We start from the raw sequence: 23,161 nt of genomic DNA, 5'->3' as shown, positions 1-23,161 counted from the left end.
CTGTAAAAACCAGTCTTTCCCGACTTCCCGGTTTCACGAAAAAGCCCGCCCCTTTGACAGGGCGGGCTTCCTCATGCTTTTTATTCCTCTTGCGAGAAAGTCTGCTTATTCCTGCGCGGCTTTGCGACGGCGGGTGACGATCATCACCAGCATGCCGCCGAGCGCGGCGAGCACCCAGGTGCCGGGTTCCGGGACCGCGGTGACCTGAAGATCCACGCCGCCCGAGCCGTCATAGGAGAAGGTGCCCTGCACCTGACCACCCGAGATCGTCCACGAGCCGATCGTGCTCAGGCCCGACTCCGTACCCGTGAGGCCGGAGATGATATTCTGGTACGTCCCGGTGGTGAAACCCGTGCCGGTGAAAACAAAGAGCTGATCGGCATCGAAGGCCCAGGTGCCGCTGGTGCGGGCGAGGCTGGAGTGGCTCAGGCCGGGACCGAGGGCGAGCTCGATCTTGGAATTGTCGAGCAGGCTCAGGTTGCCCGCGATCGAGAGGCTGCCCGAGGCTGCCGCGCCTGCGCCGCCGACCACGCTGCCGCCGCCTGCGACAGATACCGCGCCCGTGACCGTGCCCGTGCCGCCGAGCTTTGCGCCCGATGCCACCGATACGGCGGAACCCGTCGTCGAGCCGTTGACGAGCAGCGTGCCTGCGCTCACCGCTGTCGCGCCGGTGTAGGTACTCGCCCCGCCCAGCACCATCGTGCCCGCGCCTGTCTTCGTCAGCCCGCCTGCGGCGCTGGAAAAGCCCGCGCTCTGGTTGCGCAGCGCAGCCGAGACTGTGAGGTCGGCGGCGGAGGAGCCAGTCGCATCGGCGACGTTGAATTCCGTGTTCGCCCCGAGATGATACCCGTAGGTGGACGCTCCGGAGGAGGTGGAGGAAATCGTCGAGGCCGAGGAACCGCCCACCGTCACCGTACCGCGAAAGGCAAATCCCTGGTAGGAAGCGGTGCCCGCCGAGCTGCTGCTCACGCTCGCGCCGTTGAGATTCAGGCCGCCAAGCGTCGTATAGGCGCTCGTGGTCAGGCTGCCGCCATTCACCGTGATCGTGGGCAACACGGTCGCCGTGGCATTGCCAAACCAGTCGTTGACCGTCCCGGCGAGCGTCGCGCCCGAGGCCACCGTGATCGTCTTTGCCCCTGCGTTCGTCTGGCCAAACGCCGTGCGGTCGCCGGTATTCCCCGTGGCGCTCGCGGCGACGGTCAGCGTGCCCTGCTGCACATCCACATTGCCGGTAAAGTTGGCCGTGCCGCTGCCGAGCGTCACATTCCCCGCGCCGGTCTTCACCAGACCGCCCGAGCCGCCGAGCGTGGCATTCACCGCCGTCGATCCCGAGGCGCTGTTCAGCGTGAGGTTGTAGCCGTTGTTATTGATACGGGTCACCGGATTTCCCTGGTACCAGTTGTTGGCGACGATCGTGGTGCCCGCGCCCAGCTTCCACGTCTGCGCCGCCGTGAAATAAAGCCCTCCGCCATTCGTTCCCGTATCGCCAAAGGTGATCGTTCCGCTGCTCAGCGCCGTAGTATCGACTCCTCCCGCTCCCAGGCGGATGTTGTTGGAGGTAAAGGTGTACTCCGCCGCGGTAAAGATGAGTCCGTTGGCATAGATGTTGGTCGCATCGTTGGTACCGCTCAGATCCGCGCTGACCAGGATGGTGTATCCGCCCGCCGCCGAAAAAACGGCGTTATTGTTTCCCGCGCCGTTGGCATTGGTCAGCCACGCCAGATTGGTCGCAGCACCGTACGTCCACGAGGCGCGATTTGTCGCGGAACCCGCCGTGGTGCGCCAGACATTGCTCGTGGTGCTGGCGTTCCAGGTCCAGTCCTCAGCGAGGGCAGGGAGACAGGTTGCACCGAGGAGCAAAGCCGCGAGCGTGGAGTTTCCTGCGAGGGAGAGTCGACGGGAGTGGGGGGCCGGATTCACGATTTGTATCGATTTAACATTCGAGATACATCTCTCATTTTTTAAGTAAAGCAGAATCTCACCTCACCCGTCGCTGGGGTCGCGATCTCCGATCCGGCGGCGCGCGGAGCGTGTCCTTTCCGACAGGTCCACTGGACACGAAAAAGCCCGCCCCGTTTGACAGGGCGGGCTTCCTCACGCTTTCTATTTCCTCTTGCGAGAAAGTCTTAATCCCTGGCGGCCTTGCGACGACGGGAGACGATCATCACCAGCATGCCGCCGAGTGCGGCCAGCGCCCAGGTGCCGGGCTCTGGCACGGCTGTGATCTGGAGATCCACGCCGCCCGAGCCGTCATAGGAGAAGGTGCCCTGTACCGTACCGCCAGCGATGGCCCAGGTGCCAATCGTGCCCAGTCCGCTCTCCGAACCCGTCAGGCCGGAGATGACATTCTGGTACGTGCCGATCGTAAAGTTTGACCCGCTGATGACAAAGAGCTGGTCGGCATCGAAGACCCACGCACCGCTCGTGCGGATGAGGCTGGAGTTCGTCAGCCCCGCCCCGAGCGTTAGCTCGATCTTTGAGTTGTCACCGAGAGTCAGGCCGTTGGCAATCGTGAGACTGCCCGAGGCGCTGCCCGCTCCGGCCAGCAGCGTGCCGCCGCCAGCCACTGTCGTCGCACCGCCGATCGTACCCGTGCCGCCGAGCCGTCCGCCCGAGGCCACGCTCACCGCGCCGGTCGAGGTCGAGCCATTGATGAGCAGCGTACCCGCGCTCACCGCCGTCGCGCCCGTGTAGGTATTTGCCCCGCTCAACTCCATCGTGCCCGCGCCGGATTTCGTCAGGCCGCCCGCGCCACTGTCGAAATCCGAGCCCTGATTGCGCAGGGCGGCGGAGATCGTCAGGTCAGCCGCCGATGATCCCGTGGCGTCGGCCACATTGAAAACCGTATTCGCCGCGAGGTGATATCCGTAGGTCGATGCTCCCGAGCCTGTCGAGGAGATCGTCGAGGCGGCCGAGCCTCCCACCGTCACCGTGCCGCGCAGGGCAAACCCTTGCCAGCCCGTGCCGCCCGCACTCCGGTTCGACACCGTGGCACCATTGAGATTCAGGTTGCCGATGGCTGTGTAGTTCGACGTGGAGAGCGTGCCGCCGTTCACCGTGATCGTGGGCAGGGAAGACGATGCCACATGGTACCCGCCGAACCAGTTGTTGCTCGTGCCATCCAGCGTCGCGCCCGAGCCCACCGTGATTGTCCTCGAGCTGCTCGCCTGCCCGACCGCGCTCGAGGTTCCGGAATTCGATGCGGCGATCGTGACCTTGCCGGCCTGGATATCAACATCGCCCGAGAAACTGCTCACCGTATTGATGTTAAGATTTCCTGCCCCGGTCTTGACCAGCCCACCGGTGCCGCTGATCAAGGCCCCAAGAGTGGTCGATCCCGACGCGACATCCATCGTGAGAGCGTTCCCCGCATTGGTGACGGTTCCCGAGAGGCTCGATCCGCCACCCAGCCTCCAGGTCTGCGCCGCCGAGAGCGTCACGGAGCCGAGCGCCGTGGCACCCGAGGTCAGCGCCGATGCATCCACACCGCCGGTACCCAGGGTGATCGCGTTGGTGGTAAAGGAATAGCCGCTCTGCTTGAAAACCAGCCCATAGGCCCCGACGCCCGTATCGACCGAGACCGCCTTTTGCGTGGAGGTGCCAAACACCGCCGTATACGTGTCGCCCAGCCAATGATCGTAGCTCGTCACACCGTCGCTCCACGGCGCGGTCGAGCCGCTCGCAGTCGGGCTCCAGGTATTCAGCGCCGATGTGCCGCCCCACGTCAGGTCGGCAGCGGAGAGCGGCAGGCTCGAGGCCCCCGCCAATAGCAAAGTTGCAAAGGTGGATTTCTTCATAGGGGAGGTGATATTTCGAAAACGCTATCGATTTTGTATCGATGTAAGTTTCTTGATATATCTTTACTGTTTCCCCGTAAAGAGAAATCTCACGGGCAGAAAAACCTCACACCATCGCCCCAGGCGGGAGGGGGGAGACTGGCCGGGATGCTGTCAATTCAAAGCCGCTGTGCCCCCGTTTACGCACCGTCGTCCGGTGCCCGGGCCAGCGCCTCGCCCACGCGGGGTCAGCGGCAGTGCGTGCTGCCGGGCAGACGACCGTCCACGACATCGCCGATCAAGGCCTCCGTCGGGCAGTTCGAGATTTCCTCCCGGCCATCGACCTTCCAGGCATGGAACGACTCGTAGAGTTGATTGGCCTTCACCGACGACAGCGTCACCTCAAAAGTCACGAGGACGCTGCGGTCTTTCGTCGGCTCGACCTTCGCCGGGGCAAAGACCATGTACTCCACCGCACCCACCGGGCGGATGTGATAGGAAAAATCCGTGTAGCGCGTCGTGGCGTTATCGATCGGGGAGGGAGTAACCGAGACGGTGAAGGCGAGTCCCTCCGGGTCGCCATTCCCAACCTGCGGGGCCTCCCCCGCCGCAGGCCGCGAGCAAGCCGTCAGCACGAGGGTGCAGACAAGCATGACCAGCGCGACGGTTATGGATGCCATTCTCACGGTATTACCTTTTTCCCTTCAGAAGCTTGGCAGGCTTTTTTGCGGCAGGCGCAGGCGTGATCCGCACGGCGTCCTCGCCACGAATGGCGACATAACCCGCCTGCCAGCCACGCAGAGGGCGAGCACATCCCGGTAAAGTTTTTGCGAGGTTGTTTGCAGGTAGGCCATTTCCGCGTCAGTGATGTCGGGATACCCACCCTGCTCGACAAATTTCCGGATATGCAGCCGGCGCTTCTCCACCGTCGCAGGCGTCCATCCATGCCTCTTTCCGAGGTTTTGCAAATGCTCCTCCCAGCTCACACGTGACCCATCCTCGGAGCGGTCCCGCGAGACATTGCATTGGGAACAGGCGGGTATGACATTGGCCGGATGATGAAGTCCGCACTGCCATTGGTTTGTTTCGATCAGATGCTCGCGGGTGAGTTTCACCCCCTTTGGCAAGGACTTGCCCTCACGGTTGCAGTACGCGCAACGCTGCCGAAAGTGATCCATCGTTATCGTCCAGGCGTCTTCGCTGACACCGTCATTCTTCGGGTCATAGACCTTCCCGAGGTATACCGATCCGATCTCGGCGAGATAGGCGCGCACGGCAGTCGCCGCCGCATTTCTGGCAAAGGGGGAGTGCATGATCCAGCTAAACCTCCTCCGGCTCCCGCGAGCGCCGCACGGGCGGGACGGGTGAGCGCAGTGAGGAATGATGAATGCCCCAGTACACCACCACGCCGAGCAGGCCGAAGAACAGCGCCACCATCGACCACACGAACGGCCCGAAGAGAAACAATCCCGACCCCGCCTCGCGCTGCGCCCGCGCATCCGCCAGCACGGCAAAGGTAAAGACCAGGTGCAGGATCAGGTACGGAATGAAAAGGAGGCTGTAAACCGCACCCAGCTCATTGATTCCAAAAGTTTGCATCGCCAGTATGATATTGAGCGAATACTTAGCAAATCCCGCGCCTGGAAAAAGCGGATTCGCGGCTCACGGCTCAACCACAGAGCACGTCACCCGCCAGTTCACCGTCTTGCCGCCGAAGAGCACGGGGATCGTGTAGGTCTTGCCCGGCTTGGCATAGAGCTGGAACGTCGTCTCGCTCGTCACCGTGCCCGACTCATAGGCCCCCTGGCGAAACTTCACCACCCGGCCATCCCCGGTATCCACCCGGTCGATACCCTCGCCGTAGATGGTCGGCAGCTTCCGGCCCTCCGACTGCGAGATTTCGCAATTGAGCACCACGAGCCCCTTTTCCAGCGCCGCGACCACCTTCACCGTGAGGCCGAGCGGGCGCGCCTCAAACGCCATGGGCGTCGCCCCACTATAGTAGACTCCACCATCGCTGCCGCGCGATTTCCTCGGCAGTTCCCACTCCGTCGGCACCATACGGTCCCGCTGCACGGAAAAGGTTGCTACGTCCGGGCGGTTTGCCCTCATTTCCAGCTCGGCAATACTACTCTTCCCCGACATCATCGACACCTTCACGATGGTCGGCGGCTTCACCACATTCCGAGGCTGACCTGCCCACACACTCGCGGCCACGACACACAGGAGGCTAAGCAAAAGGGGAAACTTCATCGCGCAAGCTTAGCGTGCCCCGAGCAAAAGCCCAGCCGATTTGTCCGCCCCTCCAAAGGGGGGCTCACGGTTCCACGAGCGTGCATGTCACCCGCCAGTTCACCGTCTTGCCGCCGAAGAGCACGGGGATCGTGTAGGTCTTGCCCGGCCTGGCATAGAGCTGGAAAGACGTCACGCTTGTTACCGTGCCTGCATCACCCTTCAACTTGCGAAACTTTACCACCCGGCCATCTTCGGCATCCATCCGATCGACACCCTCGCCGTAGAGGGTCGCCAGATTTCGCCCCTCAGACTGCGTGATTTCGCAATCGAGCACTATGAGTCCATTTTTTAGCGTCGCAACGGCATTCACCGTGAGGCCGAGCGGGCGGCGGTCAAAGAATGAGGGCGTCGCCGGGACATAATGGACTTGTCCATCGCTGCCGCGCACTTTCATTGGCAGATCCCAACCCGTCGGCACCAAGCGATCCCGCTGCGCGGAAAAAGTAGCACACGTCGAGCAGCCCGTCGTCGCCTTCAGACCGTCCGCCCTCACCTCAAAACCGGCAACATTGGTCTTCCCCGACATGATCGACACCTTCACGATGGTCGGCGGCTTCACCACGTTCCGCGGCTGATCCGCCCACACACTCGCGGTCACGACACACAGGAGACTAAGCAAAAGGGGGAGCTTCATCGCGCAAGCTTAGCGTGCCCCGAGCAAATGCCCAGCCCATTCGCAGCCATCGCCAATGGCTGGCTCATCGATGCATACGATCGTACCTTCTAGTCAAGTCTTTCAGCAAATCCGCGCCCGCCGTCACCACTCAAGGAAGCGTTCACTAATTACCGAGATAGGCATCGGGGTGGGCGGCTGCGGCGTCAAATTGTGAGCCGATGTCGTAGCCTGCCTCGGCGGTGGCTTGGGCGCGGAGGGCCTTGGCGCGGTCGGTGAGGCCCTTCTGAAAGTACAGCGCGTAGACCTCGACCGGCGAACTGCCGCCTCCCTTCCGGAACGTCCCTAAGGCATCGAGAGCATGGTCAAAACGCCCGGAGCGCAGGTCCTCCGGCGACTGCGCCTTCAGATCGCGCAGCAGGAGAGCCCGCGCGGTGTAGGACGGGATCTGACCGCCGCTCCAGTTCGTCGGCGAGATTTCCTTCACCACCACGTCCGCCAGCGCATCGCGATAGGGGGAGGGGTCTTTCGCCGCCAGCGCGAGGAGGAAGAGCGGGGCAAACTCCGCGGTGCCGAGGTTGGCGCGGAAGATCGCCGCGATGCTTTCTTTCTCCGGCGGGAAGGAAAGCAGGCTTACCGACGCATCGTGCCGCACCTTCCGGTCGGGGTCTTTCAGCAAATCCGCCAGCAGTCCCGCATGGTCGATGTATTGACCGAAACCCACCGCCCGCGCCGCTGCCGACCGCACCTCCGCTGCCGGATCGGTGGCTGCGGTGCGCAATCTTTGCCCGGTCGCCATCGCGGGATAGTCCGCCAGCAGCACCACGGCGGCAGCGCGCACGCGCGGCGACGGATCAGTCAACCACCGCTCGAGCGCAGGCTGCACTGCCGGGTTGCGGGTGAGGCCGAGGGCGAGAATGGCCAGGGCGCGGGTTTCCTCCGGTCCAGAGCCATCGGCCAGCGCGATCAGGTCCTGGGCGTAACGCTCCGCGCCGGGGTTCTTCAGCCCCGGGTCCATGCGGCCAAGCCCCGGCGTCTCCACACCGATCGTCGCGAGCCAGAAGGCCGCGCGCTCCTCGGTCATGTAGGGATTTCCCCCGCCCACGACCATGAGTGCGGCGCGGGCGATCGCAGGGTCTTTGCTGGTGATGAGTGGTTTCACGGCGTCGATCACCTTCTCGCGCGGGAACTCTTTGAGCTGGTCGTAGGTCTCGCGGCCGTCCCCGCCCAGCTTGTCGAGCATCTCAATGGCATACACCACCTCCGCCGGGTCGCTGCTGTGGAGCAATCCTGTCAGTTCCTTCCAGTAAATCTCCCGCACATCGGTCGAGGCGAGCGGCTGGTCGTCGGCGCAGAGCAGCTCGCCCTGGGTCTTCAGCCCCGTGTGGCTCATCCAGATCTGGCGAAACAGCGCCGGATCATTCCACGCCTGCCGCAAGGCAAAGACCAGATACGTCTTTCCCGGCACGAGGCGGTAATGTTGCGGCTCGTAGTCACAAAAGAGTTCCCCATCCTGCACGTCATAATGCAGGAACCCGACCTCGCCCTTTGGCACGTCGCCCTTCAGCACGGAAACCATGCGCAGCCGCGTCTCGACCGGAGCAAACCCCGGCACCTTTTCAAACCCGCCCTGGTCCGTGCGCGCCTCCGACACCGCCGTGGCCTTGAAGATGACATCCGCCTTCGCCGCCACGCCCTCCAGCGGCACCGCCCGCCCGACCTTATACGCCCCCGCCACGCCGGGCCAGAGACAAGCGAAGGCCACGACCAAGGGGAGGACGCATCGAGCGGTCATAAAGAGAGAACGTAATCCCGCCGGGTTTCTTAAGAAAAATCCTGCTCCATCACGCGTTAGATTTTTTGAAACCATTCGCGGTTCACGGAAACCTCCTCGACGGTGCGCGACCGCACATCGATGCCCAGGCGCAGGTCTTTCAGCATGACTACGAGCTCGTCGCCGTCGATCATGTCGAGCGGCGGAGCGCCATCCCGCTGGGCCTCGGCCCGTGCGTCGCGCGTAAATGTGCCTGTCGTAATGAACAGCCCCTTGTCGGCGCGCCCGACCATGGCCCCGCGAAAATCCCGGATCGCTCCGGACGAAACGCTGCCCTGGTAGCGTTTGCATTGAAAGCTGACGTGAAACGACAGGATGCCGCCGAGCTTGACCACGCCCTTGCCATCGATCCCGCCATCGCCCGAGCGCCCCGTCACCTCGACCTGGATAAAGCCCGATTCGCGCAGCAAGCGCTGGCAGAGCCGCTCAAAAGCATCGGGAGCCATTTCCCGGAGCGCCTGTAGGGCGGCATCCTGCCATCGCAGCTCCGCCACCATCTCCGGCGTCTCCTGCTCGGCCTCCGCCTCCGCCAGTTCCTCTCGCGCGACGCGGCCCTGCTGCTGAACCATGCGAACGACCTCCTCCGGCACGACCCGGTCGACTGAGGTGCCGTCTTCGGTAAGCGCCCAGACTCCGCGATCCGAATTCTCCAATAGACCGTAGCGTTTCAGATATGTCCGTGCCCAGCCCAGCTTGTAGCCAAACTTGGTTCGATTCCCGCGATGGATCTCATTCACATCGTCCTCGGATAAGGAAAGCAGCCGCGCGACGGCCTCCTCCTGTTCGGGAATCGATGCCGACCCGCCCAATTCGCGCAAGGCCTGGAGCAGGGGGTTGAAAAGCTCGTAATACTTTGGGACGGCCATATGACAAGGCCATACCAAGTACCACCGTCATCACCCGCAAGTCGAGACAAGCCAGCCATCGGCTGATGATTTCCCGCCAGCGCATCCTTGTTTACCCCGGCCCGATACCTTAGAAAAAACTTCGCTTACTCGCATCCCGCATGGACCTCGACGACCTAAAAAAACTCACCGCTGCCGACTGGACCATCATTGTCTCGGCGGCGCTAGGCCTCATCTGCCCTGGCGTGCTCACTATCTGGGCGCTAAACCCCGACCTTATCTCCGAACTCACCACGCCAAAAATCGTCGTTCTCGCCGCCGCGATTTCTGCACCCGTGGTCTTTCTCAATTTCCTCCTGCTCGCCACGCAAAACCGTATCGAGATTCTCTTCGACCAACGAGGTGTATTTTGCATGTCCTGCCTGGCGAGCACCCTGAGCTTCGTCGTCCCCCTCGGGTTCTACATGGCCCAGGAGATGAACCTGCAGACGTTCCTCTGGCTTCTTTTTGTCTCTGTCATGGGGATTGGCGGAGGATTCTGGCTGCTCACAAAAATCTCCATCTGGAAAGAATGGCGAAAGCAATCACGCCTCTCTCCCGCAGCGGAGGACATTCCCGCCCAAACTGATAGCAAGCACGACGCGCCCCAGGCAGGCGCCGCCTCTCACTGAGCTTGCGGCCAGGCCCGGCCCACTCCGCCTCGATCCCGGCTCCGGTCAGGCCGCAGGTCGACCGCATCCTTCGTGATGCCTCTAGCGGAGGGCTGTGCCCTAGGAGTAGCCCAGCGCCTTGAGCGCGGCCTTCAGCCATTCGTTGGCGGCGATGCCACCGACGATGCAGACGCCCACCACGATCCAGCCCACGACCGTCAGCCGCTGCCTGCCGTGACGGGTCTCCTGAATCGCCCGGCGAAATCTCTCTCCGAAAATCAGCAGGAGCAGGCCGAAGATGAGAGCCGTCGGCGCAAGGAAGAGCACCTTGGAAGCTCCGCCCACCTCGGGCGCCTGATGCTGCGCCGCCTGCCAGGGAAGATAGGCGTAAACATAGGCCACGCCCGCGCCCAGCAGCGCCAGCCCGGCTCCGACTACTCGATATCCCATGTCGCTCATCACCGGCACCCTACAAAACCACGGCGGATGTGTCAGCAAAAACGCCCACGGATCAAGGAATCAAGCCGACAAGCAGCCCGGAAATCCACTCCGGAAACCAGGCGTCACGTCTTGCCTGCTCCACAGGGGGAAACCTGTCGCCACCTCCGTGCGCCCTACTCCGGCATGAACCAGATCATCAGGCCGACCGTGGCGAGGAACCATACGACGAAGATGACCTTGTTCAGCGCCTTGTTCGGGATGTTGCCGATGAAGTATGCCCCGATCCACGAGACCGACCAGATCGCCACGGGGACAAAGTCCGCCCGGGTGAGCAGCAGCGTCGGGAGGGAAAAGAAGATGCCGATGAGGATCACGATCCAGTCGAGCACCCGGCCGGGCACCCCCTTGATGCCGGGCACGTTGGGGATGAGCCGCCCCATGTTGAAGGCAAAGACCTGGACGCCAAAGGCGAGGAGAGCGAGCAAGATGGCCATGTTTCTGTATGAGGAAAAAGTGTTAGCCTTTCGATGGAAACCGTCGCGCCGCGTTATTCGTCGTTGAGCGGACCCACGCCGACGAGCCAGAGTTTCATGAAGGCGAGGATCTGGCCGCGTTCGAGGTTGTTGGCCACGATGTTGAAGGTGACCTTGCTAAAGACCGGCGAGCCGTCGGAGTTCAGCTTGTCCTCGTAGTCGATCGTGCCGGTGAGGCCCGGCTTGGACTTGTCCACGGCAAAGAACGACTCCTCATCCACCGGCCCGGCGGTGAAGGTCTCGTCGGAGGGCTGCACGCGGTCCTCGTTCCAGCGGAGGTTGAGCACGTACTGGCCCTTGCCATTCGACGCGCGGTTCGGGTCCTCGATCCAGCGGATCGATCCCGTCACCTTGTCCGGCGTCTTGGAACCCTCCGGCGTGAGGTTGATGCCGTCGGTGATCCAGCTCCCGCTCTCGCGGTCGTAGATGAGCTTGCCGTCGACGGCCACGCGGCCATACGCGCCGAGCGGCCCCTTGGCCAGCACGAGCTGGCGGAAATCCATCGGGTCGGTGTTCGTCGCGGTATAGACTGCCACCTTGCCACCGGAGAGCTTGCGGAAGAACTTGGCCGACCCGCCCGCCTGGGCGCCCTTGCCGATCATTACGCCGTCAAAGTAATCCGTGAAGCCCGCCTGGTTGCCCACCGTCTGGATCTGGATGCGCGGCTTTGACGCCGGATCGCCGCTGCCGTTCCACAGGTACTCGCCGCGGTCGTTTGTCACCACCGTGCCGAGCCAGTCACCGAGATAGGTGCCTTTGAAGTTCCACGCGAGCTGGTAGAAAATCTTCCCCTTCTGCGTCTCGCGCCCGAGGACGGAACTCACGAGGCGCGGCGTGCGCTCGATCTTGCCCTTGATGCCGATCGCGCCCGCGACGAGGTCCACCTTGTATTCGTCAAAGACATTCTTGCTCGGCCCGCCCGAGGAATCCTGATGCCCCGGCATCCGCGTGTTGAAGATGATCTCCATCGTGCCCGTGATGGCGGGACCGGAGACGGCTTTCTGCTGCGCGTGGCCGGTGCTCGCGAGGGCGAGGGCCGCGGCGGCGACGAGGGCGTATCGGGTGGTATTCATGAGAGGTGAGAGAGAGTCCGAGAGTAAGAGGCGGGTGGGTGGGTGAGAAAAAACCAGGGCCGGCGGAGAGCGAGGAGTCGACAGAGCCAACCCACGATCGCGCCATCGCCGCAGTATTTAGTTCCCCCGCCCTCGCGCGTAAAGAGAATCCCAAAAACCGCCCCCGCCGGCGCTCAACCCAAGCCACCACCCCGCTCCACCGCAGCCTCGCGCGACAGCTTACGCATTAGTACGCAATCAGCCTAATACTTCCCGCCGCCGCATCCCCGCGAGGAACGCGAAACACGAGCCGCCCGCGCCGCCGTCGACCCGCCGCGCGGAGAACGGCTTCCCGCGCCCGGAGCGGGACCGCGCTACTCCGCGCTCACCCGCTCGCGCACAAAGACCTGCCGCGCGGGGCCATCCGTGAGACGCTGAAACTCCCACCGGTCCCGCCCGATCCGGCTCACGAAATACCCCTGAGTTTCCCCTGCCGCATCCCGATACCGGACGTAATAGGAGGCTCCGCCGCAATCTGCGCCGACCGTGTACTTGCCCGCCGCGATCGCTGACGCGGTCCCGTCCGCGATGGCCCGGTCAAAAATCGCGCAAATCTCCGCCTTGTCCCGCCGCACCGCCTGCGAGGAAAACCACTGCCCGGCCTCGACCATCGCCACCAGCAGCGCACACCCGGCCGTGACGACCAGACCCGCGCCCGCCACCATCTTGACGAAGACCACAACCCAGTGCCGGCGAAACGCCTTCATGACGTACAAACCTTAGCCAACCCGCTCCCCGCCACCCAGCGCAAACTCGCGCCCGGCGTACTCCATACGGTTCTCCCTGGAGGCTTCTTACGAAAGCCTCTTGTCGGTCAAGGGCATTTACATGCCAATCGGACTGCTCATCGGATTTTAAAATGAAATTAAATAAATAAATAATTGATTTTGAGATATTTACATAAAAAAAGTCAGCCAGACCTGTCTTGCCCTTAAATAAAATCAGGCCCAAAATGGCAAGTACCGGGCAAACTTTCGCGACCCCTTGCTTGTCTCATCGAGTTTGATCACCCCGGCCTCCAGAGCTGCCGAAAGAACTTGAGAAACAGTGGCAGCCTTGGCTTCTGGCAGACTAAACCGTTCTCGCAAAGTTTGATTGGTCATGTGCTCCGACATCACCCATTTCAGCGAACAATGCTGATAGCAGGCCCGCACCCGATCATCACGATCCATTTCCTCAAAAGACCGGGGACCAAAAATCACTACGTTAGTACGTCTAAAGTCAGCCCGAAAAACAGGTGCAGGCAATTGGTAAACTTCCGCCGTCTGCACCACTCTATCGATACCGCTGCTCTTCTCCTCACAAATGTGCATTCGCCGCATCATGCGAGCCACACTTTCGTTGCGAGACTCGTATCCATCGATAAATCGCTCCACGGGCACCAACGGCTGGCCGGGATTCGATATCTCCACGCGACTCGCATAGACTTCAACCATGATCGAGGCTCCCTTCGCGGAGAAATCCTGATGGATCATCGCATTAGCAACCACTTCGCGAATGGCGGCTTCCGGCACCAGCGTAACCTCCTTGCGCAACGCGTCGACGATCCGTTCATTCTGAGGTAACTGCCCCATAATGAAACGTATTGTCTCCTGAAATCCAACGGCGTAGCCTTTCGCCACCGTCTCATCAAGCTTGGTGTCTAGCTTTGAGTTCCCATTATAGACTACCAAACGAAGCGCCTTCCGAGCCAGATCATCAAAATCAGGAAGTCTTTTTGCCAGCAGTAGCGCGCCGATACGGCGTATTGAAAAAGCTCCATTCTCCTGGTCAATCAACCGCACATTTGCCAAGGCATTCAATACTCCCGCGCGATCCGTCGGATACGGCTGCCTCATCAATTCGAAGAACGCCTGTGTGTCGAGTAGATCAACAACTTCCTGACCATCGAGCCCGGTCTTGCTATATTCCTCACTCCAGTCCGGTCCGCCTTCAGCGAATATGCTGCGTAATCTATCCTCCGACATCGGGACCAACGCCTCACCTGAACGCATCAGATACTTCCCATTCAGATGATAGGCTGTTCCGCGCGGACGAGAAGGGATATGGAAAACTACTACTCTCCCGTCGGGATGCCGCACCTCCTCAATGTCCACGCGGAAACCTACCGCTTCGAACAGCTTCGCTGTCATCGCCACCAGATCATTGAAAGCCAGGGTACCGACCACGTTTCGCGGCCGCTTGTCCGTAACTCCAAGCAACAAGTGGCCGCCGCCCTCGTTCGCCAAGGCCACGCAATACTCATACAGCTTTTTGTTATCGAACTGCGTCTTGGCTTCCTTGAACTCCAAAGTTTGGTTCTCAGAAGGAGATGCTAGCCAGAGATCAATTTGGTGAGATGTGATTGCCATGGTCCGTTTGCACCTTGAGCGCTGTTTTCTGTATCTACCGCGCTTGGGCGACTGGTAACACACTCTCGATACCCGATTTCATCATACAAGCGGAAAAGCGCCGAGAAAATACCGACGTTTGCACTCTACGCGAAAAGTCCCGCCCAAAAAAGCCGCGCCCCCTTCGCGGAGACGCGGCCTTTTGTAAAAATGCCTTCCGGCCTTGCCCTTCGTTCCCTTCGCTTCCTTCTGTTCAATCCTCAGCGTGCCGCGTCATCGCCGGGCCGCCAGCGGCAAACCCGCCGCGCCGCGCCTCCACACGCAGTCTGAAAACTGAATCACTGAAAACTCCTCCGGCCCCTACCTCTTTTGGTAGGAATTCAAAAGCTCGTCCTGCAGGACGGTGGCGGTGCCGGAGGTGGTCAATACGAGGTCTTCCTTCGGCGTCACCACGCGGTACTGCCAGCCCTTCGGGAGCTTGAGCTTTTTGCCGAGATTCGGCAGGTCGGCGGCGGTGAGGGTCGGGTCGACCTGGAGCGAATAGCTCTGCATCACATAGACGTCGCCCTTTGGCGAGACGAGTTCATACACCGGCAGCCCGGCCTTGTAGACATAGCGGGTGGTGCGGTTCACCGTGTTGCCGGTGTACGGTTTGCTGCGGCCGCGCAGGATGTCGGGCAGCGTGATGTCGACCGTCGCGAGGCGGCGAGCCTCCAGGCCGTCAAAGGTCGAGACGCCGCCGGGATTTTTCAGCGCGTTGGAGTCCATCATGAAATGGCGCGGCCCGTTGAGGATGACCGTGCGCGCGCCGAGTTCCTTTTTCAGCGCCTTGGCGTCGAGCTTTTTCCACGCCGCCTCGGGGCAATCATTGAGGCCGACCGTGTTGTACACCGTGGCGGTGTAGCTCCACGGGCCGCCCTTCACGACGAGGATCTCGCCGTAGCGTTGATTGCGCAGATTTGTGCGCTCCTTCATCACCGGCTCCGCCGCCTGCGACGCGCCCATTGCGAGAGCCATCACACCCGCCAGGCAAAGCGCCCGGCCCGACACCAATCTACCGAGGGAGATCATTCCCTCCCCACTACACCGCCGCTCCGCCGCCGGGAAGGCTTTTTCGCGGTGAAGAAACCAGCCGGTTTCCGCAGGGTGAGGCACCTCTCGCCCGGCCTGCCGGGACCGCCCGCTGCCTCGACTGCGACCTAGTTTTTGATGAGGGCAGGCGGCTCGACCCGGTAGTCATAAAGGAGCGCCTGTCCATCGCGCACGACGAAGACAAAAGTCTCCCTGGCCTCGCCTTTCTCATAGGTCGTCTTTTGGCTTAGCGTGACGAAATCCTTGTCGCTTCCACCGCTGGCTCGCACGCCCTCTCCCAGCGAGAGCGAGAAGCGCTTGTCATGCTGGCTGCTCGCGCCCCAGCCGCTTTCCGTCGAGTGAATCACCTTTCCCAGCCGGCCCCGCATGGCGCTTAGGAATTGCTGAAAATCCGGCAGCGTGATCTCCCTGCCAAAGTCCGGGTCCGCCGCCGTGAAGATCTCCGCGTATTTCTCCGCATTGTAGAGCCGGTGAAACTCCGCCACGCCCCTCGCGCCCTGTTCATGCATCTTGCGCGTGTCTTTGCACCCGCCGCACAGGACCGCCACCATCAATGCCGCCACCAGGGAAACCGCTTTCATCCGAGATAGAATTACGCCCGGAAAAACTAAGCGATCCGACACCCCGGCGGCGAGAGCTTTCCCGGTCGACTCGCCGTCTCATGGCACGGCGGCCGACGCGCAATGCCATCGGGCACGGGCGACGATTTCTCAGCGGCTCCCCCAGTTGTCCCCGCTCGTCGGGCTTCGTTTCTTGGGAGTGATGCCCTCGGCTGCCTTGAGTTCGTGCCCGAATCGGTCCTGCAGCAGATTTAGCGCGCCCCCCAGGGCCAGGGACAGCATCACACACGCCACGCCCACCGCCGCGATCCTCCGCCACGGCCTCCGCGCCGGGGGTTGGGATTCCGGGCAGAACGACACAAAGGCCAGCACGCCCGTCACCACCGCCACCGCGTCATAGCTGAGCCGCTCCCAGTAGTCCGGCTCCAGCCGCACCCACATGCCAAACTCGTCGCACACCAGCGCCAGCCCCACCCCATAAAGAAGCGCCGTCAACCGCTGCCGAGCCACACTCGATCGCCCGAAGATCACATACCCGCCCACCAGCCCCAGCAGGATGACCCCGTAGACGAGATGATGCACATGCGTATCCTGGATGTGCAGGAAGACCTTCGGGCCATTGTAAAGCATGTCCAGCGCCAGCCCGATCCGCGCCGTCGTGAAGGTGACCAAAAAAGCCAGCAGCACGAGTCGGCCCAGCATCCGCCGCGTCAGCAACGCCGCCCCCTCCGCGCGAGCCATGCCGGGAGCCGTCTGCCTGGGAGCCCCCCTTCGCTCTGGCCGGGTCCTATGCGCCATGTCGTACCCTCCCGCCGGGAAATCCGCACCCCAGCCCATCCGGCGCAGCAGCCTCCGCCCCGCCATCCCGGAGGAACCCCCCGCCCTCGTCTCTTCCCTGCTCGTGCTCGGTTAAGTGCAATCCACGTGTTCCTTCCTATGCAAAGCGAGTTCCTTCTGGAAATCAGGCAGCAGGCATTACCGGCGCTCTCTCTGGATTTGACTTCTCCATCGCAAGGGGGGACTCGACCCCGCGAGCCTAAACAAAGGCCGACAGAAATGCCAAGCGGTTTCCCGGAGAATGCCCGCCTCCACCCCGGATGGCTTAGTCAATAGACTCAGCTCATCGTGCAGATGATAATCGCACGCAGGCAAGAAAGAGCCAGAGCTTGAGAAGACCCATTCCCGCGCCGGGCCGCCATGCCTTCCACGGGATGCCTGGATCACGTCAGGAGGCCGTCGTGATCCCTACTGGCAAAGCCTAAGGCACCCTCTCCGAAAGCCCGTCCCGCGCCATGCCGCATATCCCGATATGGCCCGGCGCGGCGGGCGGGGTGAAGATCGCGACCGTCAGGCGGCTCTGTTTCGTCACGGCCTTTCCGGCTTTCCCTTCGTGTCCTTCGCGACCTTTTGTAATACCCGTCTCCCGCTTCACGCCATCACCGCGCACGCCCTGAGTTCGCCACGTCCCGTCACCCCCGAGTCAGGCCACCCCTTGGCTTCCTTCGCTTCCTTCTGTTCACTCCTGCCTTGGCCGCCTTCCCTTCGTGTCCTTTGCGACCTTCTGTAAAAACCTGTCTTCCGTGCCATCACGGCGCACTCCCTAAGTTCACAGCGCCCCGCCACCTCCGGCTCAGGCCACCCCTTGGCTTCCTTCGCTTCCTTCTGTTCCTCCCTGCCTTTGCGGTCTTCCCTTTGTGTCCTTTGCTTCCTTCTGTTCGATCCCGCCTTTGCGGCCTTCTGGAAAACCTGTCACACTCCGCGCCATGAATCGCATCGATCGTCTCACCGGCATGATCCTGCTGCTGCAGGGTCGGCGCGTCATCACGGCGCAGGAGGTGGCCGATCACTTTGAGATCAGCCTGCGTACGGTGTATCGCGACATCGCGGCGCTGGGCGAGGCCGGGGTGCCCATCGTGGCCGAGGCGGGCGTGGGGTATAGCATCGCGCGCGGCTACCACATGCCGCCCGTGGCGTTCACGCCGGGCGAGGCGGGCGCCCTCTTCCTCGGGGCGGAGCTGGTGAGCCATCTCGCCGACGCCTCGCTCTACGAGCAGATGCGCTCGGCCCTCGCGAAGATCCGCTCCGTCCTCCCCGCCGGCCACCAGGGCGACCTCGACCGGCTGGAAAAATCCACCGCCCTCTTCATCACCTCGCAGCGCGGCCCGCGCTCGCACCATCCCGCTCTCGCCCGGCTCCAGCACGCCATCGCCCGCTGCCAGGTCGTCGCGCTGGATTACCGCACCGGCGGCGGCGAGGAGACCACCCGGCGCACCGTCGAGCCGCTCGGCATCGTGTACTACTCCTCCCACTGGCACCTCATCGCGTATTGCCGACTCCGCGAGGATTACCGCGATTTTCGCACCGATCGCATCGTCTCGCTCACCGTGCGCGACGAGACCTTTGCCCCGCACGAATCCTTTTCCCTCGCCGACCACATCGCCTCGTGGACCGAGGAGGAGTGCGGCACGGAGGTCGCGCTGCGCCTCACCCCGCGCGCGGCGGATCGCGTACGCCGCCACTGGACGCAGGGCCGGTTCACCGAGACCGCCACCCCCGAGGGCGTCGTCCTGCGCTTCCAGATCGGCAATCTCGACTGGATCACGCCCTGGGTGCTCTCGCACGGCACGGAGGTGGAAATCCTCGCGCCGCCCGAGCTCCGCGACCGCGTCGTCGCCCAGGCCACGCGGCTGGCCGATTTTCACCGACTCCCACCGGCCTGAAAAATCCCTGCTGACATAGGGTTGTCAGTGCCCCCTGCCATGATGCCCCCCGTCCGCCGCAAAACCGCGCGGACTCCACACAAAAACACATCACATCATGAGCAAGAAAAACGCCCTCAGCTGGTTCGACATCTACGTAGCCGACCTCATCCGCGCCCGCGCCTTTTACGCCTCCATCCTGGAAACCGAACTCGACACCCCCGAGAACCCGGAGAGCGGGATGGAGATGGCCATCTTCCCCTTTGACTATGAAAACGGCATCGGCGGAGCCCTCGTGAAAAAGGAGGGCCACGGCCCCGGCGCGGGCGGCACGCTCATTTACCTCAATGTCGAGGGCGACCTCGACGGCGTCCTCTCCCGCATCCCCGCCGCCGGCGGCACCGTGCTACAGCCGCGCCTCGGCATCGGCGAGCATGGCTTCATCGCCATCTTCCGCGACACCGAGGGCAACACCATCGGCCTTCATAGCCTGAGCTAATAAGCGCGGCGCATTCCCAGATTTCCGTGCAGCCGGGGCAACATCGGCTGCACTCCTCCCCTTTGCGTCCTTTGCGACGTTGGCCCCGCCTGTCTCGCAAAGCCTCGGCTCTGTAAAAACCTGCCTTCCCTCCCCGCTATCGCGACGCGCTCCGTTAGTTCACAGCGCCCCGCCACCCCCGACTCAGGCCACCCCTTGGCTTCCTTAGCTTCCTTCTGTTCCTCCCTGCCTTTGCCGCCTTCCCTTCGTGTCCTTCGCGACCTTCTGGAAAAACCTGCCTTCCCTCCCCGCTATCGCGACGCGCTCCGTTAGCTCACAGCGCCCCGCCACCCCCGAGTAAGGCCACCCCTTGGCTCCCTTCGCTTCCTTCTGTTCCTCCCTGCCTTTGCGGTCTCCCCTTTGTGTCCTTTGCGACCTTCTGTAAAACCTTCCCTCCGTGCCATCACGGCGCACGCCCTGAGTTCACAACGCCCCGTCACCCCCGACTCAAGCCACCCCTTAGCTTCCTTCGCTTCCTTCTGTCCAACCCTGCCTTTGTGGTCTTCCCTTCGTGTCCTTTGCGACCTTCTGTAAAAAGTTCTTCTGTCAGACTTCCCCCGGCGTAGGCCACGACGGCTTCGGGTCGCCCAGCGCCTCGGCCACCCAGGCCACCTGACCCTCGTAGCTCATGCGCAGCGCCGCGAAATCCTGCCACGCCCGTTCGCGATCCTCCACCAGCGGCACCCCGGCCGCCGCCAGCGCCGCGCAGGCCGAGTCGTAAACCTCGCGCTTCACCTCCGCCAGGGCCGGATCGCGCTTCGGCACGATCGGCGTCCCATACATCGCGTGATGAATGTTTTCCATCGTCTCGATGCCGCATTGCAGGCAAATCTCCGCCGTCCCCCAGGGCCGCGCCACCGTCGTGCGCACCAGCGCCAGCGCATCCAGGAACGCCCCAAAGGCACACACCCACGAGCGATCCGGCTTCACCGGACGCACCAGGCTCAGGATCGGCAGGAAGCTCCGCGCCTCCGCGAACTTCCGGAAAAACGCCTCCCAGTCCTCCCACACCCCGTCGAGCGAGTCGCCGCGCCCGTTGCGATACAGCCACAGCACCAGCCGCGCCCCGCACGGGTGCTCCCCCGCCCGGTCATACACCCAGGCCACCCGCCGCCCGCGCTCCTGGATCACATCCATGAACCCCGGCAGAAACGTGAACAAATACACCACCACAAACAACCCGATCGCCCCCTCCGCGATGGCCAGCAGTTCGCCCGCCTCCGTGCTCGGCGTGGAAAAGCCCAGCGTGCTCAGCGCCGACCCGCTCGCGATCACCGCCCGCATCACCGACGGCTCCGCCTGCACCGCCACGTTCATCAGCGTAAACCCCAGCATCACCAGCAGGAACCACCCCGTGATGATCGCGATGAACGCGCACGGCCAGTACCACGTCAGCACATCATTGCCCCGCTCCCGCGCCCCCGGCACCCGCCGGATGTAGAGCCGGAAGACATTCAGCACCAGCCGCGAAACCCAGAACGCCATCGGATCGCGGAACTTCCGGTTCAGCACGCCGACCCGAATGATCGACTTGAAAAAATACACCACGCACCCGAGCCCGAGCAGCCCGATCACCACCCGCCCCGCCACATCCAGCCAACTCATCTCGCCAACAGCCACCATCACCCCACCCGAACTACACCCCCACCGCGCCCAGCGGGAAGTTTTCTTTTTTGGCCCGAAGGCTCCAGCGGATCGCACCATTAAACGCTCCTCGAGCGCCTTTTCGATTGGTGCGTAACGCGCATTTCGAAAACTTGTCGGAGAGGCTTCGTGGATAACTCAGATTCCTCGACTTTTCAGGGTAGTTGTTATTGGTTATCCGGGATGTCTCCCGAAGAAAAAGCCAGAGAAAAAGCCGCATTCAAGGCCGCGCTCAAGGAGTTTGCCTCCGACTTACAGCACTACGTGTCGAGCGAAGACGGACAGTGGGCCGTCAAAGGCTTCATTGATGTATTCCGGAACATCTACACCATCACAGCCGACACAAAAATCGTCTCCAAGATTTTGGAAGTTCACCTGTTTCCCAAGATCCTCGCATTTGCCGAGGAGCACAACCTCAAGGTCGTGCTGGCAGAAAAGCAAAACTGGTATCCCGACTTTTCTTTCGTCGGGGCTGCCGACCCCGAAATCAAATTCGCCGTTGACCTTAAAACGACCTACCGCGACCCGGATAGGCCAGGCTACGTGAACGGCTTTACTCTCGGCAGTCATGGCGAGTATTTCACTAACCGATCGAGTACGAAGAACATCCAGTTCCCATACAAAGACTATTTTGGTCACTTCTGCCTAGGCGCGATCTACACCCGGACGGTCGAGGAGGACCTCACAGGCATGGAAGTTTATAGCGTGAAGGAACTGGGCTCCGACCCCGCCGCTGCCGAAGTTCCCCAAAAACCGCTGGGTGGCGTCCTCGAAGAGGATGATCACAAGAGAAGAACTTTCGAGTTGAAACTCAAAAAGGTAAACAGACTTCAGTCGATTGCCTCGGTCGTCCGGGATTTTGAGTTTTTCGCTTGTGAGAAATGGGAACTAGCCTCCGACCGCGCCGGCAGTGGTAACACTGCGAACATTGGTGGCATCCAGAGCATAGAAGACATCAAAACCGGCAACGGCGTCTTCGTGAACCTCGGTGAGGAAATCTTCGATGAATATTGGATGAACCACGGGAAGCTTAAAATACTCAAGGAAGGTAAAGAGAAGGCCATCACAAAATTGGATGAATATCTCATCCACCGAAACTTGGACGTTTCTCTCATCAACCGCGAAAACGCCCGTCGGCGGGGAAGAAAGAGAGGACAAGGCGCGCTACCATGAAAGTCATCGTTCCTCCGATCAAGTCGCAGGGTATCAAAACTAAGCTAGTCCCGTGGATCATGGAGCAGATTACGGATAAAGATCGCGAAGGCCGTTGGATCGAGCCTTTCATGGGCACGGGAGTGGTAGGTCTCAATTCAAGATTTGAGAAAGCCCTAATCTCTGACATAAACCCCCACCTCGTCGCCTTCTATAAAGCTGTGCGCTCTGGGGAAATTACCGCACAACGGGTGGAGGAATACCTCCGCAACGAAGGTGAAAAACTCCGCACGGCAGAAGACGCAGGGTACGTCCATTATCGAGCGGTGCGTGACCGCTTCAATGCCTCCTTCGCCCCGCTGGATTTTCTCTTCCTAAATCGAGCGGGCTTCAACGGCATGATTCGCTTCTCCAAAAAGGGCAACTGGAATATCCCTTTTTGCAAAAAGCCGGATAGATTCCGCGACGCCTATCGCACAAAGATCGTGAATCAGGTAAAAAACGTGCAAGCCGTTATCAAGCCAAAATGGGAGTATACCACCGCCCGTTTTGACAAGACGTTGAAGCAGGCAGAGGTCGGAGATATGATCTACTGCGACCCTCCTTACTATGGTCGCTACACGGACTATTTCAATACCTGGAGTGAGAAGGACGAAGCTGAGTTGGCAGCTCTGCTACACAAAACGAGGGCGAAATTCATTCTCTCGACATGGCACCATAATGACTTCCGCACCAATACTTCTATTGAGAAGCACTGGTCGGATTTTCACATTGTCACTAAGGAACATTTCTACCACGCCGGAGGGAAAGAGGAAAACCGCAACCCCGTCATCGAGGCGCTTGTTATGAACTTTGAGCCGCCGAAACCAGAATCACCAGCAAAAGGAAAACCAACATCACACGATCAGCCCGAACTCTTTGCAGAGCAATAAATCTGCCAAAAAACTGTGATCGAAAACAGGGGTTAGGGTGCAATATCTTGCAGAAATTTCAGGGAACAAAACTCTGTCCGAAAGCCCTGAACATCGCGCCGAGACGCCCTAAGCG

The 23,161-nt window shown here is 61.6% G+C and carries 23 protein-coding genes; 5 read left to right on the top strand and 18 right to left on the bottom strand.

Annotated elements, in window-relative coordinates; genetic code table 11:
- Positions 1-105: 105 nt before the first annotated feature.
- The 9 genes from TSACC_RS05140 to TSACC_RS05100 all read right to left on the bottom strand — a co-directional run bounded on the left by TSACC_RS05140 (position 106) and on the right by TSACC_RS05100 (position 9,384).
- Positions 106-1,920, bottom strand: coding sequence for an autotransporter-associated beta strand repeat-containing protein (locus tag TSACC_RS05140; protein ID WP_084400202.1), 1,815 nt, complete (start codon positions 1,918-1,920; stop codon positions 106-108).
- Between the two features lie 206 nt (positions 1,921-2,126).
- On the bottom strand, positions 2,127-3,797 hold the full coding sequence (locus TSACC_RS05135) for a beta strand repeat-containing protein (RefSeq protein ID WP_075078316.1): 1,671 nt from the start codon (positions 3,795-3,797) through the stop codon (positions 2,127-2,129).
- 227 nt (positions 3,798-4,024) lie between these two features.
- Positions 4,025-4,456, bottom strand: coding sequence for a hypothetical protein (locus TSACC_RS05130; protein WP_075078315.1), 432 nt, complete (start codon positions 4,454-4,456; stop codon positions 4,025-4,027).
- A 24-nt stretch (positions 4,457-4,480) separates the two neighbouring features.
- Positions 4,481-5,089 (bottom strand): HNH endonuclease, encoded by a 609-nt coding sequence (locus TSACC_RS05125; RefSeq protein WP_075078314.1) that lies wholly within the window; start codon positions 5,087-5,089, stop codon positions 4,481-4,483.
- A gap of 7 nt (positions 5,090-5,096) precedes the next feature.
- Entirely contained in the window at positions 5,097-5,375 is a 279-nt protein-coding gene (locus TSACC_RS05120; RefSeq protein ID WP_075078313.1) for a hypothetical protein, read from the bottom strand.
- Positions 5,376-5,438: 63 nt separating this feature from the next.
- Positions 5,439-6,029 carry a hypothetical protein gene (locus TSACC_RS05115; RefSeq protein ID WP_075078312.1) on the bottom strand — a complete coding sequence of 197 codons (591 nt, stop codon included), beginning with the start codon at positions 6,027-6,029 and terminating at the stop codon, positions 5,439-5,441.
- Between the two features lie 64 nt (positions 6,030-6,093).
- Positions 6,094-6,705 (bottom strand): hypothetical protein, encoded by a 612-nt coding sequence (locus tag TSACC_RS05110; protein WP_075078311.1) that lies wholly within the window; start codon positions 6,703-6,705, stop codon positions 6,094-6,096.
- Between the two features lie 145 nt (positions 6,706-6,850).
- Positions 6,851-8,479: a HEAT repeat domain-containing protein gene (locus TSACC_RS05105; RefSeq protein ID WP_075078310.1), complete on the bottom strand. Its 1,629-nt coding sequence runs from the start codon at positions 8,477-8,479 to the stop codon at positions 6,851-6,853.
- Between the two features lie 56 nt (positions 8,480-8,535).
- Positions 8,536-9,384 carry a restriction endonuclease gene (locus TSACC_RS05100; protein ID WP_075078309.1) on the bottom strand — a complete coding sequence of 283 codons (849 nt, stop codon included), beginning with the start codon at positions 9,382-9,384 and terminating at the stop codon, positions 8,536-8,538.
- Between the two features lie 140 nt (positions 9,385-9,524).
- Between TSACC_RS05100 and TSACC_RS05095 the strand changes: the two genes are divergently transcribed.
- On the top strand, positions 9,525-10,034 hold the full coding sequence (locus tag TSACC_RS05095; RefSeq protein ID WP_075078308.1) for a hypothetical protein: 510 nt from the start codon (positions 9,525-9,527) through the stop codon (positions 10,032-10,034).
- A 99-nt stretch (positions 10,035-10,133) separates the two neighbouring features.
- Here the strand turns inward: TSACC_RS05095 and TSACC_RS05090 are convergent, their stop codons facing one another.
- From TSACC_RS05090 to TSACC_RS05055, 8 genes are all read right to left on the bottom strand, one after another.
- Complete coding sequence (locus TSACC_RS05090; RefSeq protein WP_075078307.1) at positions 10,134-10,472, bottom strand: hypothetical protein; 339 nt, start codon at positions 10,470-10,472, stop codon at positions 10,134-10,136.
- A 155-nt stretch (positions 10,473-10,627) separates the two neighbouring features.
- On the bottom strand, positions 10,628-10,948 hold the full coding sequence (locus tag TSACC_RS05085; protein WP_075078306.1) for a hypothetical protein: 321 nt from the start codon (positions 10,946-10,948) through the stop codon (positions 10,628-10,630).
- 53 nt (positions 10,949-11,001) lie between these two features.
- Complete coding sequence (locus TSACC_RS05080) at positions 11,002-12,060, bottom strand: hypothetical protein (RefSeq protein ID WP_075078305.1); 1,059 nt, start codon at positions 12,058-12,060, stop codon at positions 11,002-11,004.
- A gap of 353 nt (positions 12,061-12,413) precedes the next feature.
- Complete coding sequence (locus TSACC_RS05075) at positions 12,414-12,806, bottom strand: hypothetical protein (protein ID WP_075078304.1); 393 nt, start codon at positions 12,804-12,806, stop codon at positions 12,414-12,416.
- A gap of 234 nt (positions 12,807-13,040) precedes the next feature.
- Positions 13,041-14,450 carry an ATP-binding protein gene (locus tag TSACC_RS05070; RefSeq protein ID WP_075078303.1) on the bottom strand — a complete coding sequence of 470 codons (1,410 nt, stop codon included), beginning with the start codon at positions 14,448-14,450 and terminating at the stop codon, positions 13,041-13,043.
- Between the two features lie 339 nt (positions 14,451-14,789).
- Positions 14,790-15,500 carry a hypothetical protein gene (locus TSACC_RS05065; RefSeq protein WP_153811285.1) on the bottom strand — a complete coding sequence of 237 codons (711 nt, stop codon included), beginning with the start codon at positions 15,498-15,500 and terminating at the stop codon, positions 14,790-14,792.
- 128 nt (positions 15,501-15,628) lie between these two features.
- Positions 15,629-16,102, bottom strand: coding sequence for a hypothetical protein (locus TSACC_RS05060; RefSeq protein ID WP_075078302.1), 474 nt, complete (start codon positions 16,100-16,102; stop codon positions 15,629-15,631).
- Between the two features lie 129 nt (positions 16,103-16,231).
- Entirely contained in the window at positions 16,232-16,822 is a 591-nt protein-coding gene (locus TSACC_RS05055; protein WP_153811284.1) for a hypothetical protein, read from the bottom strand.
- A gap of 1,022 nt (positions 16,823-17,844) precedes the next feature.
- On the opposite strand from TSACC_RS05055, the gene TSACC_RS05050 reads away from it, so the two are divergent.
- Both TSACC_RS05050 and TSACC_RS05045 read left to right on the top strand, forming a co-directional pair.
- The gene (locus TSACC_RS05050; protein ID WP_075078300.1) at positions 17,845-18,801 is read left to right on the top strand and encodes a helix-turn-helix transcriptional regulator; all 957 of its coding nucleotides are present in this window, start codon (positions 17,845-17,847) and stop codon (positions 18,799-18,801) included.
- A gap of 97 nt (positions 18,802-18,898) precedes the next feature.
- Positions 18,899-19,279 (top strand): VOC family protein, encoded by a 381-nt coding sequence (locus tag TSACC_RS05045; RefSeq protein WP_075078299.1) that lies wholly within the window; start codon positions 18,899-18,901, stop codon positions 19,277-19,279.
- Between the two features lie 585 nt (positions 19,280-19,864).
- Here the strand turns inward: TSACC_RS05045 and TSACC_RS05040 are convergent.
- A complete protein-coding gene (locus TSACC_RS05040) occupies positions 19,865-20,944 on the bottom strand; it encodes a hypothetical protein (protein ID WP_153811283.1) in 1,080 nt (359 codons plus the stop codon).
- A 201-nt stretch (positions 20,945-21,145) separates the two neighbouring features.
- Between TSACC_RS05040 and TSACC_RS05035 the strand changes: the two genes are divergently transcribed.
- A complete protein-coding gene (locus tag TSACC_RS05035; protein ID WP_075078297.1) occupies positions 21,146-22,135 on the top strand; it encodes a type II restriction endonuclease in 990 nt (329 codons plus the stop codon).
- The gene (locus tag TSACC_RS05030) at positions 22,132-23,046 is read left to right on the top strand and encodes a DNA adenine methylase (protein ID WP_075078296.1); all 915 of its coding nucleotides are present in this window, start codon (positions 22,132-22,134) and stop codon (positions 23,044-23,046) included. Before TSACC_RS05035 ends, TSACC_RS05030 begins: the two co-directional genes overlap by 4 nt.
- Positions 23,047-23,161 lie beyond the last annotated feature (115 nt).

Source organism: Terrimicrobium sacchariphilum, assembly GCF_001613545.1.
Taxonomy (GTDB): Bacteria; Verrucomicrobiota; Verrucomicrobiia; order Chthoniobacterales; family Terrimicrobiaceae; genus Terrimicrobium; species Terrimicrobium sacchariphilum.
Note: the sequence above shows the minus strand (reverse complement) of the source record. Positions and strands in the feature narration are given on the sequence as shown.

Coding starts and splice junctions, on each gene's coding strand:
- TSACC_RS05050 (WP_075078300.1), top strand. CDS start 17,845: ATGAATCGCATCGATCGTCTCACCGGCATGATCCTGCTGCTGCAGGGT.
- TSACC_RS05085 (WP_075078306.1), bottom strand. CDS start 10,948: ATGGCCATCTTGCTCGCTCTCCTCGCCTTTGGCGTCCAGGTCTTTGCC.
- TSACC_RS05075 (WP_075078304.1), bottom strand. CDS start 12,806: ATGAAGGCGTTTCGCCGGCACTGGGTTGTGGTCTTCGTCAAGATGGTG.
- TSACC_RS05110 (WP_075078311.1), bottom strand. CDS start 6,705: ATGAAGCTCCCCCTTTTGCTTAGTCTCCTGTGTGTCGTGACCGCGAGT.
- TSACC_RS05030 (WP_075078296.1), top strand. CDS start 22,132: ATGAAAGTCATCGTTCCTCCGATCAAGTCGCAGGGTATCAAAACTAAG.
- TSACC_RS05135 (WP_075078316.1), bottom strand. CDS start 3,797: ATGAAGAAATCCACCTTTGCAACTTTGCTATTGGCGGGGGCCTCGAGC.
- TSACC_RS05060 (WP_075078302.1), bottom strand. CDS start 16,102: ATGAAAGCGGTTTCCCTGGTGGCGGCATTGATGGTGGCGGTCCTGTGC.
- TSACC_RS05065 (WP_153811285.1), bottom strand. CDS start 15,500: ATGATCTCCCTCGGTAGATTGGTGTCGGGCCGGGCGCTTTGCCTGGCG.
- TSACC_RS05130 (WP_075078315.1), bottom strand. CDS start 4,456: ATGGCATCCATAACCGTCGCGCTGGTCATGCTTGTCTGCACCCTCGTG.
- TSACC_RS05045 (WP_075078299.1), top strand. CDS start 18,899: ATGAGCAAGAAAAACGCCCTCAGCTGGTTCGACATCTACGTAGCCGAC.
- TSACC_RS05100 (WP_075078309.1), bottom strand. CDS start 9,384: ATGGCCGTCCCAAAGTATTACGAGCTTTTCAACCCCCTGCTCCAGGCC.
- TSACC_RS05115 (WP_075078312.1), bottom strand. CDS start 6,029: ATGAAGTTTCCCCTTTTGCTTAGCCTCCTGTGTGTCGTGGCCGCGAGT.
- TSACC_RS05055 (WP_153811284.1), bottom strand. CDS start 16,822: ATGGCTCGCGCGGAGGGGGCGGCGTTGCTGACGCGGCGGATGCTGGGC.
- TSACC_RS05035 (WP_075078297.1), top strand. CDS start 21,146: ATGTCTCCCGAAGAAAAAGCCAGAGAAAAAGCCGCATTCAAGGCCGCG.
- TSACC_RS05120 (WP_075078313.1), bottom strand. CDS start 5,375: ATGCAAACTTTTGGAATCAATGAGCTGGGTGCGGTTTACAGCCTCCTT.
- TSACC_RS05105 (WP_075078310.1), bottom strand. CDS start 8,479: ATGACCGCTCGATGCGTCCTCCCCTTGGTCGTGGCCTTCGCTTGTCTC.
- TSACC_RS05080 (WP_075078305.1), bottom strand. CDS start 12,060: ATGAATACCACCCGATACGCCCTCGTCGCCGCCGCGGCCCTCGCCCTC.
- TSACC_RS05070 (WP_075078303.1), bottom strand. CDS start 14,450: ATGGCAATCACATCTCACCAAATTGATCTCTGGCTAGCATCTCCTTCT.
- TSACC_RS05125 (WP_075078314.1), bottom strand. CDS start 5,089: ATGCACTCCCCCTTTGCCAGAAATGCGGCGGCGACTGCCGTGCGCGCC.
- TSACC_RS05090 (WP_075078307.1), bottom strand. CDS start 10,472: ATGAGCGACATGGGATATCGAGTAGTCGGAGCCGGGCTGGCGCTGCTG.
- TSACC_RS05095 (WP_075078308.1), top strand. CDS start 9,525: ATGGACCTCGACGACCTAAAAAAACTCACCGCTGCCGACTGGACCATC.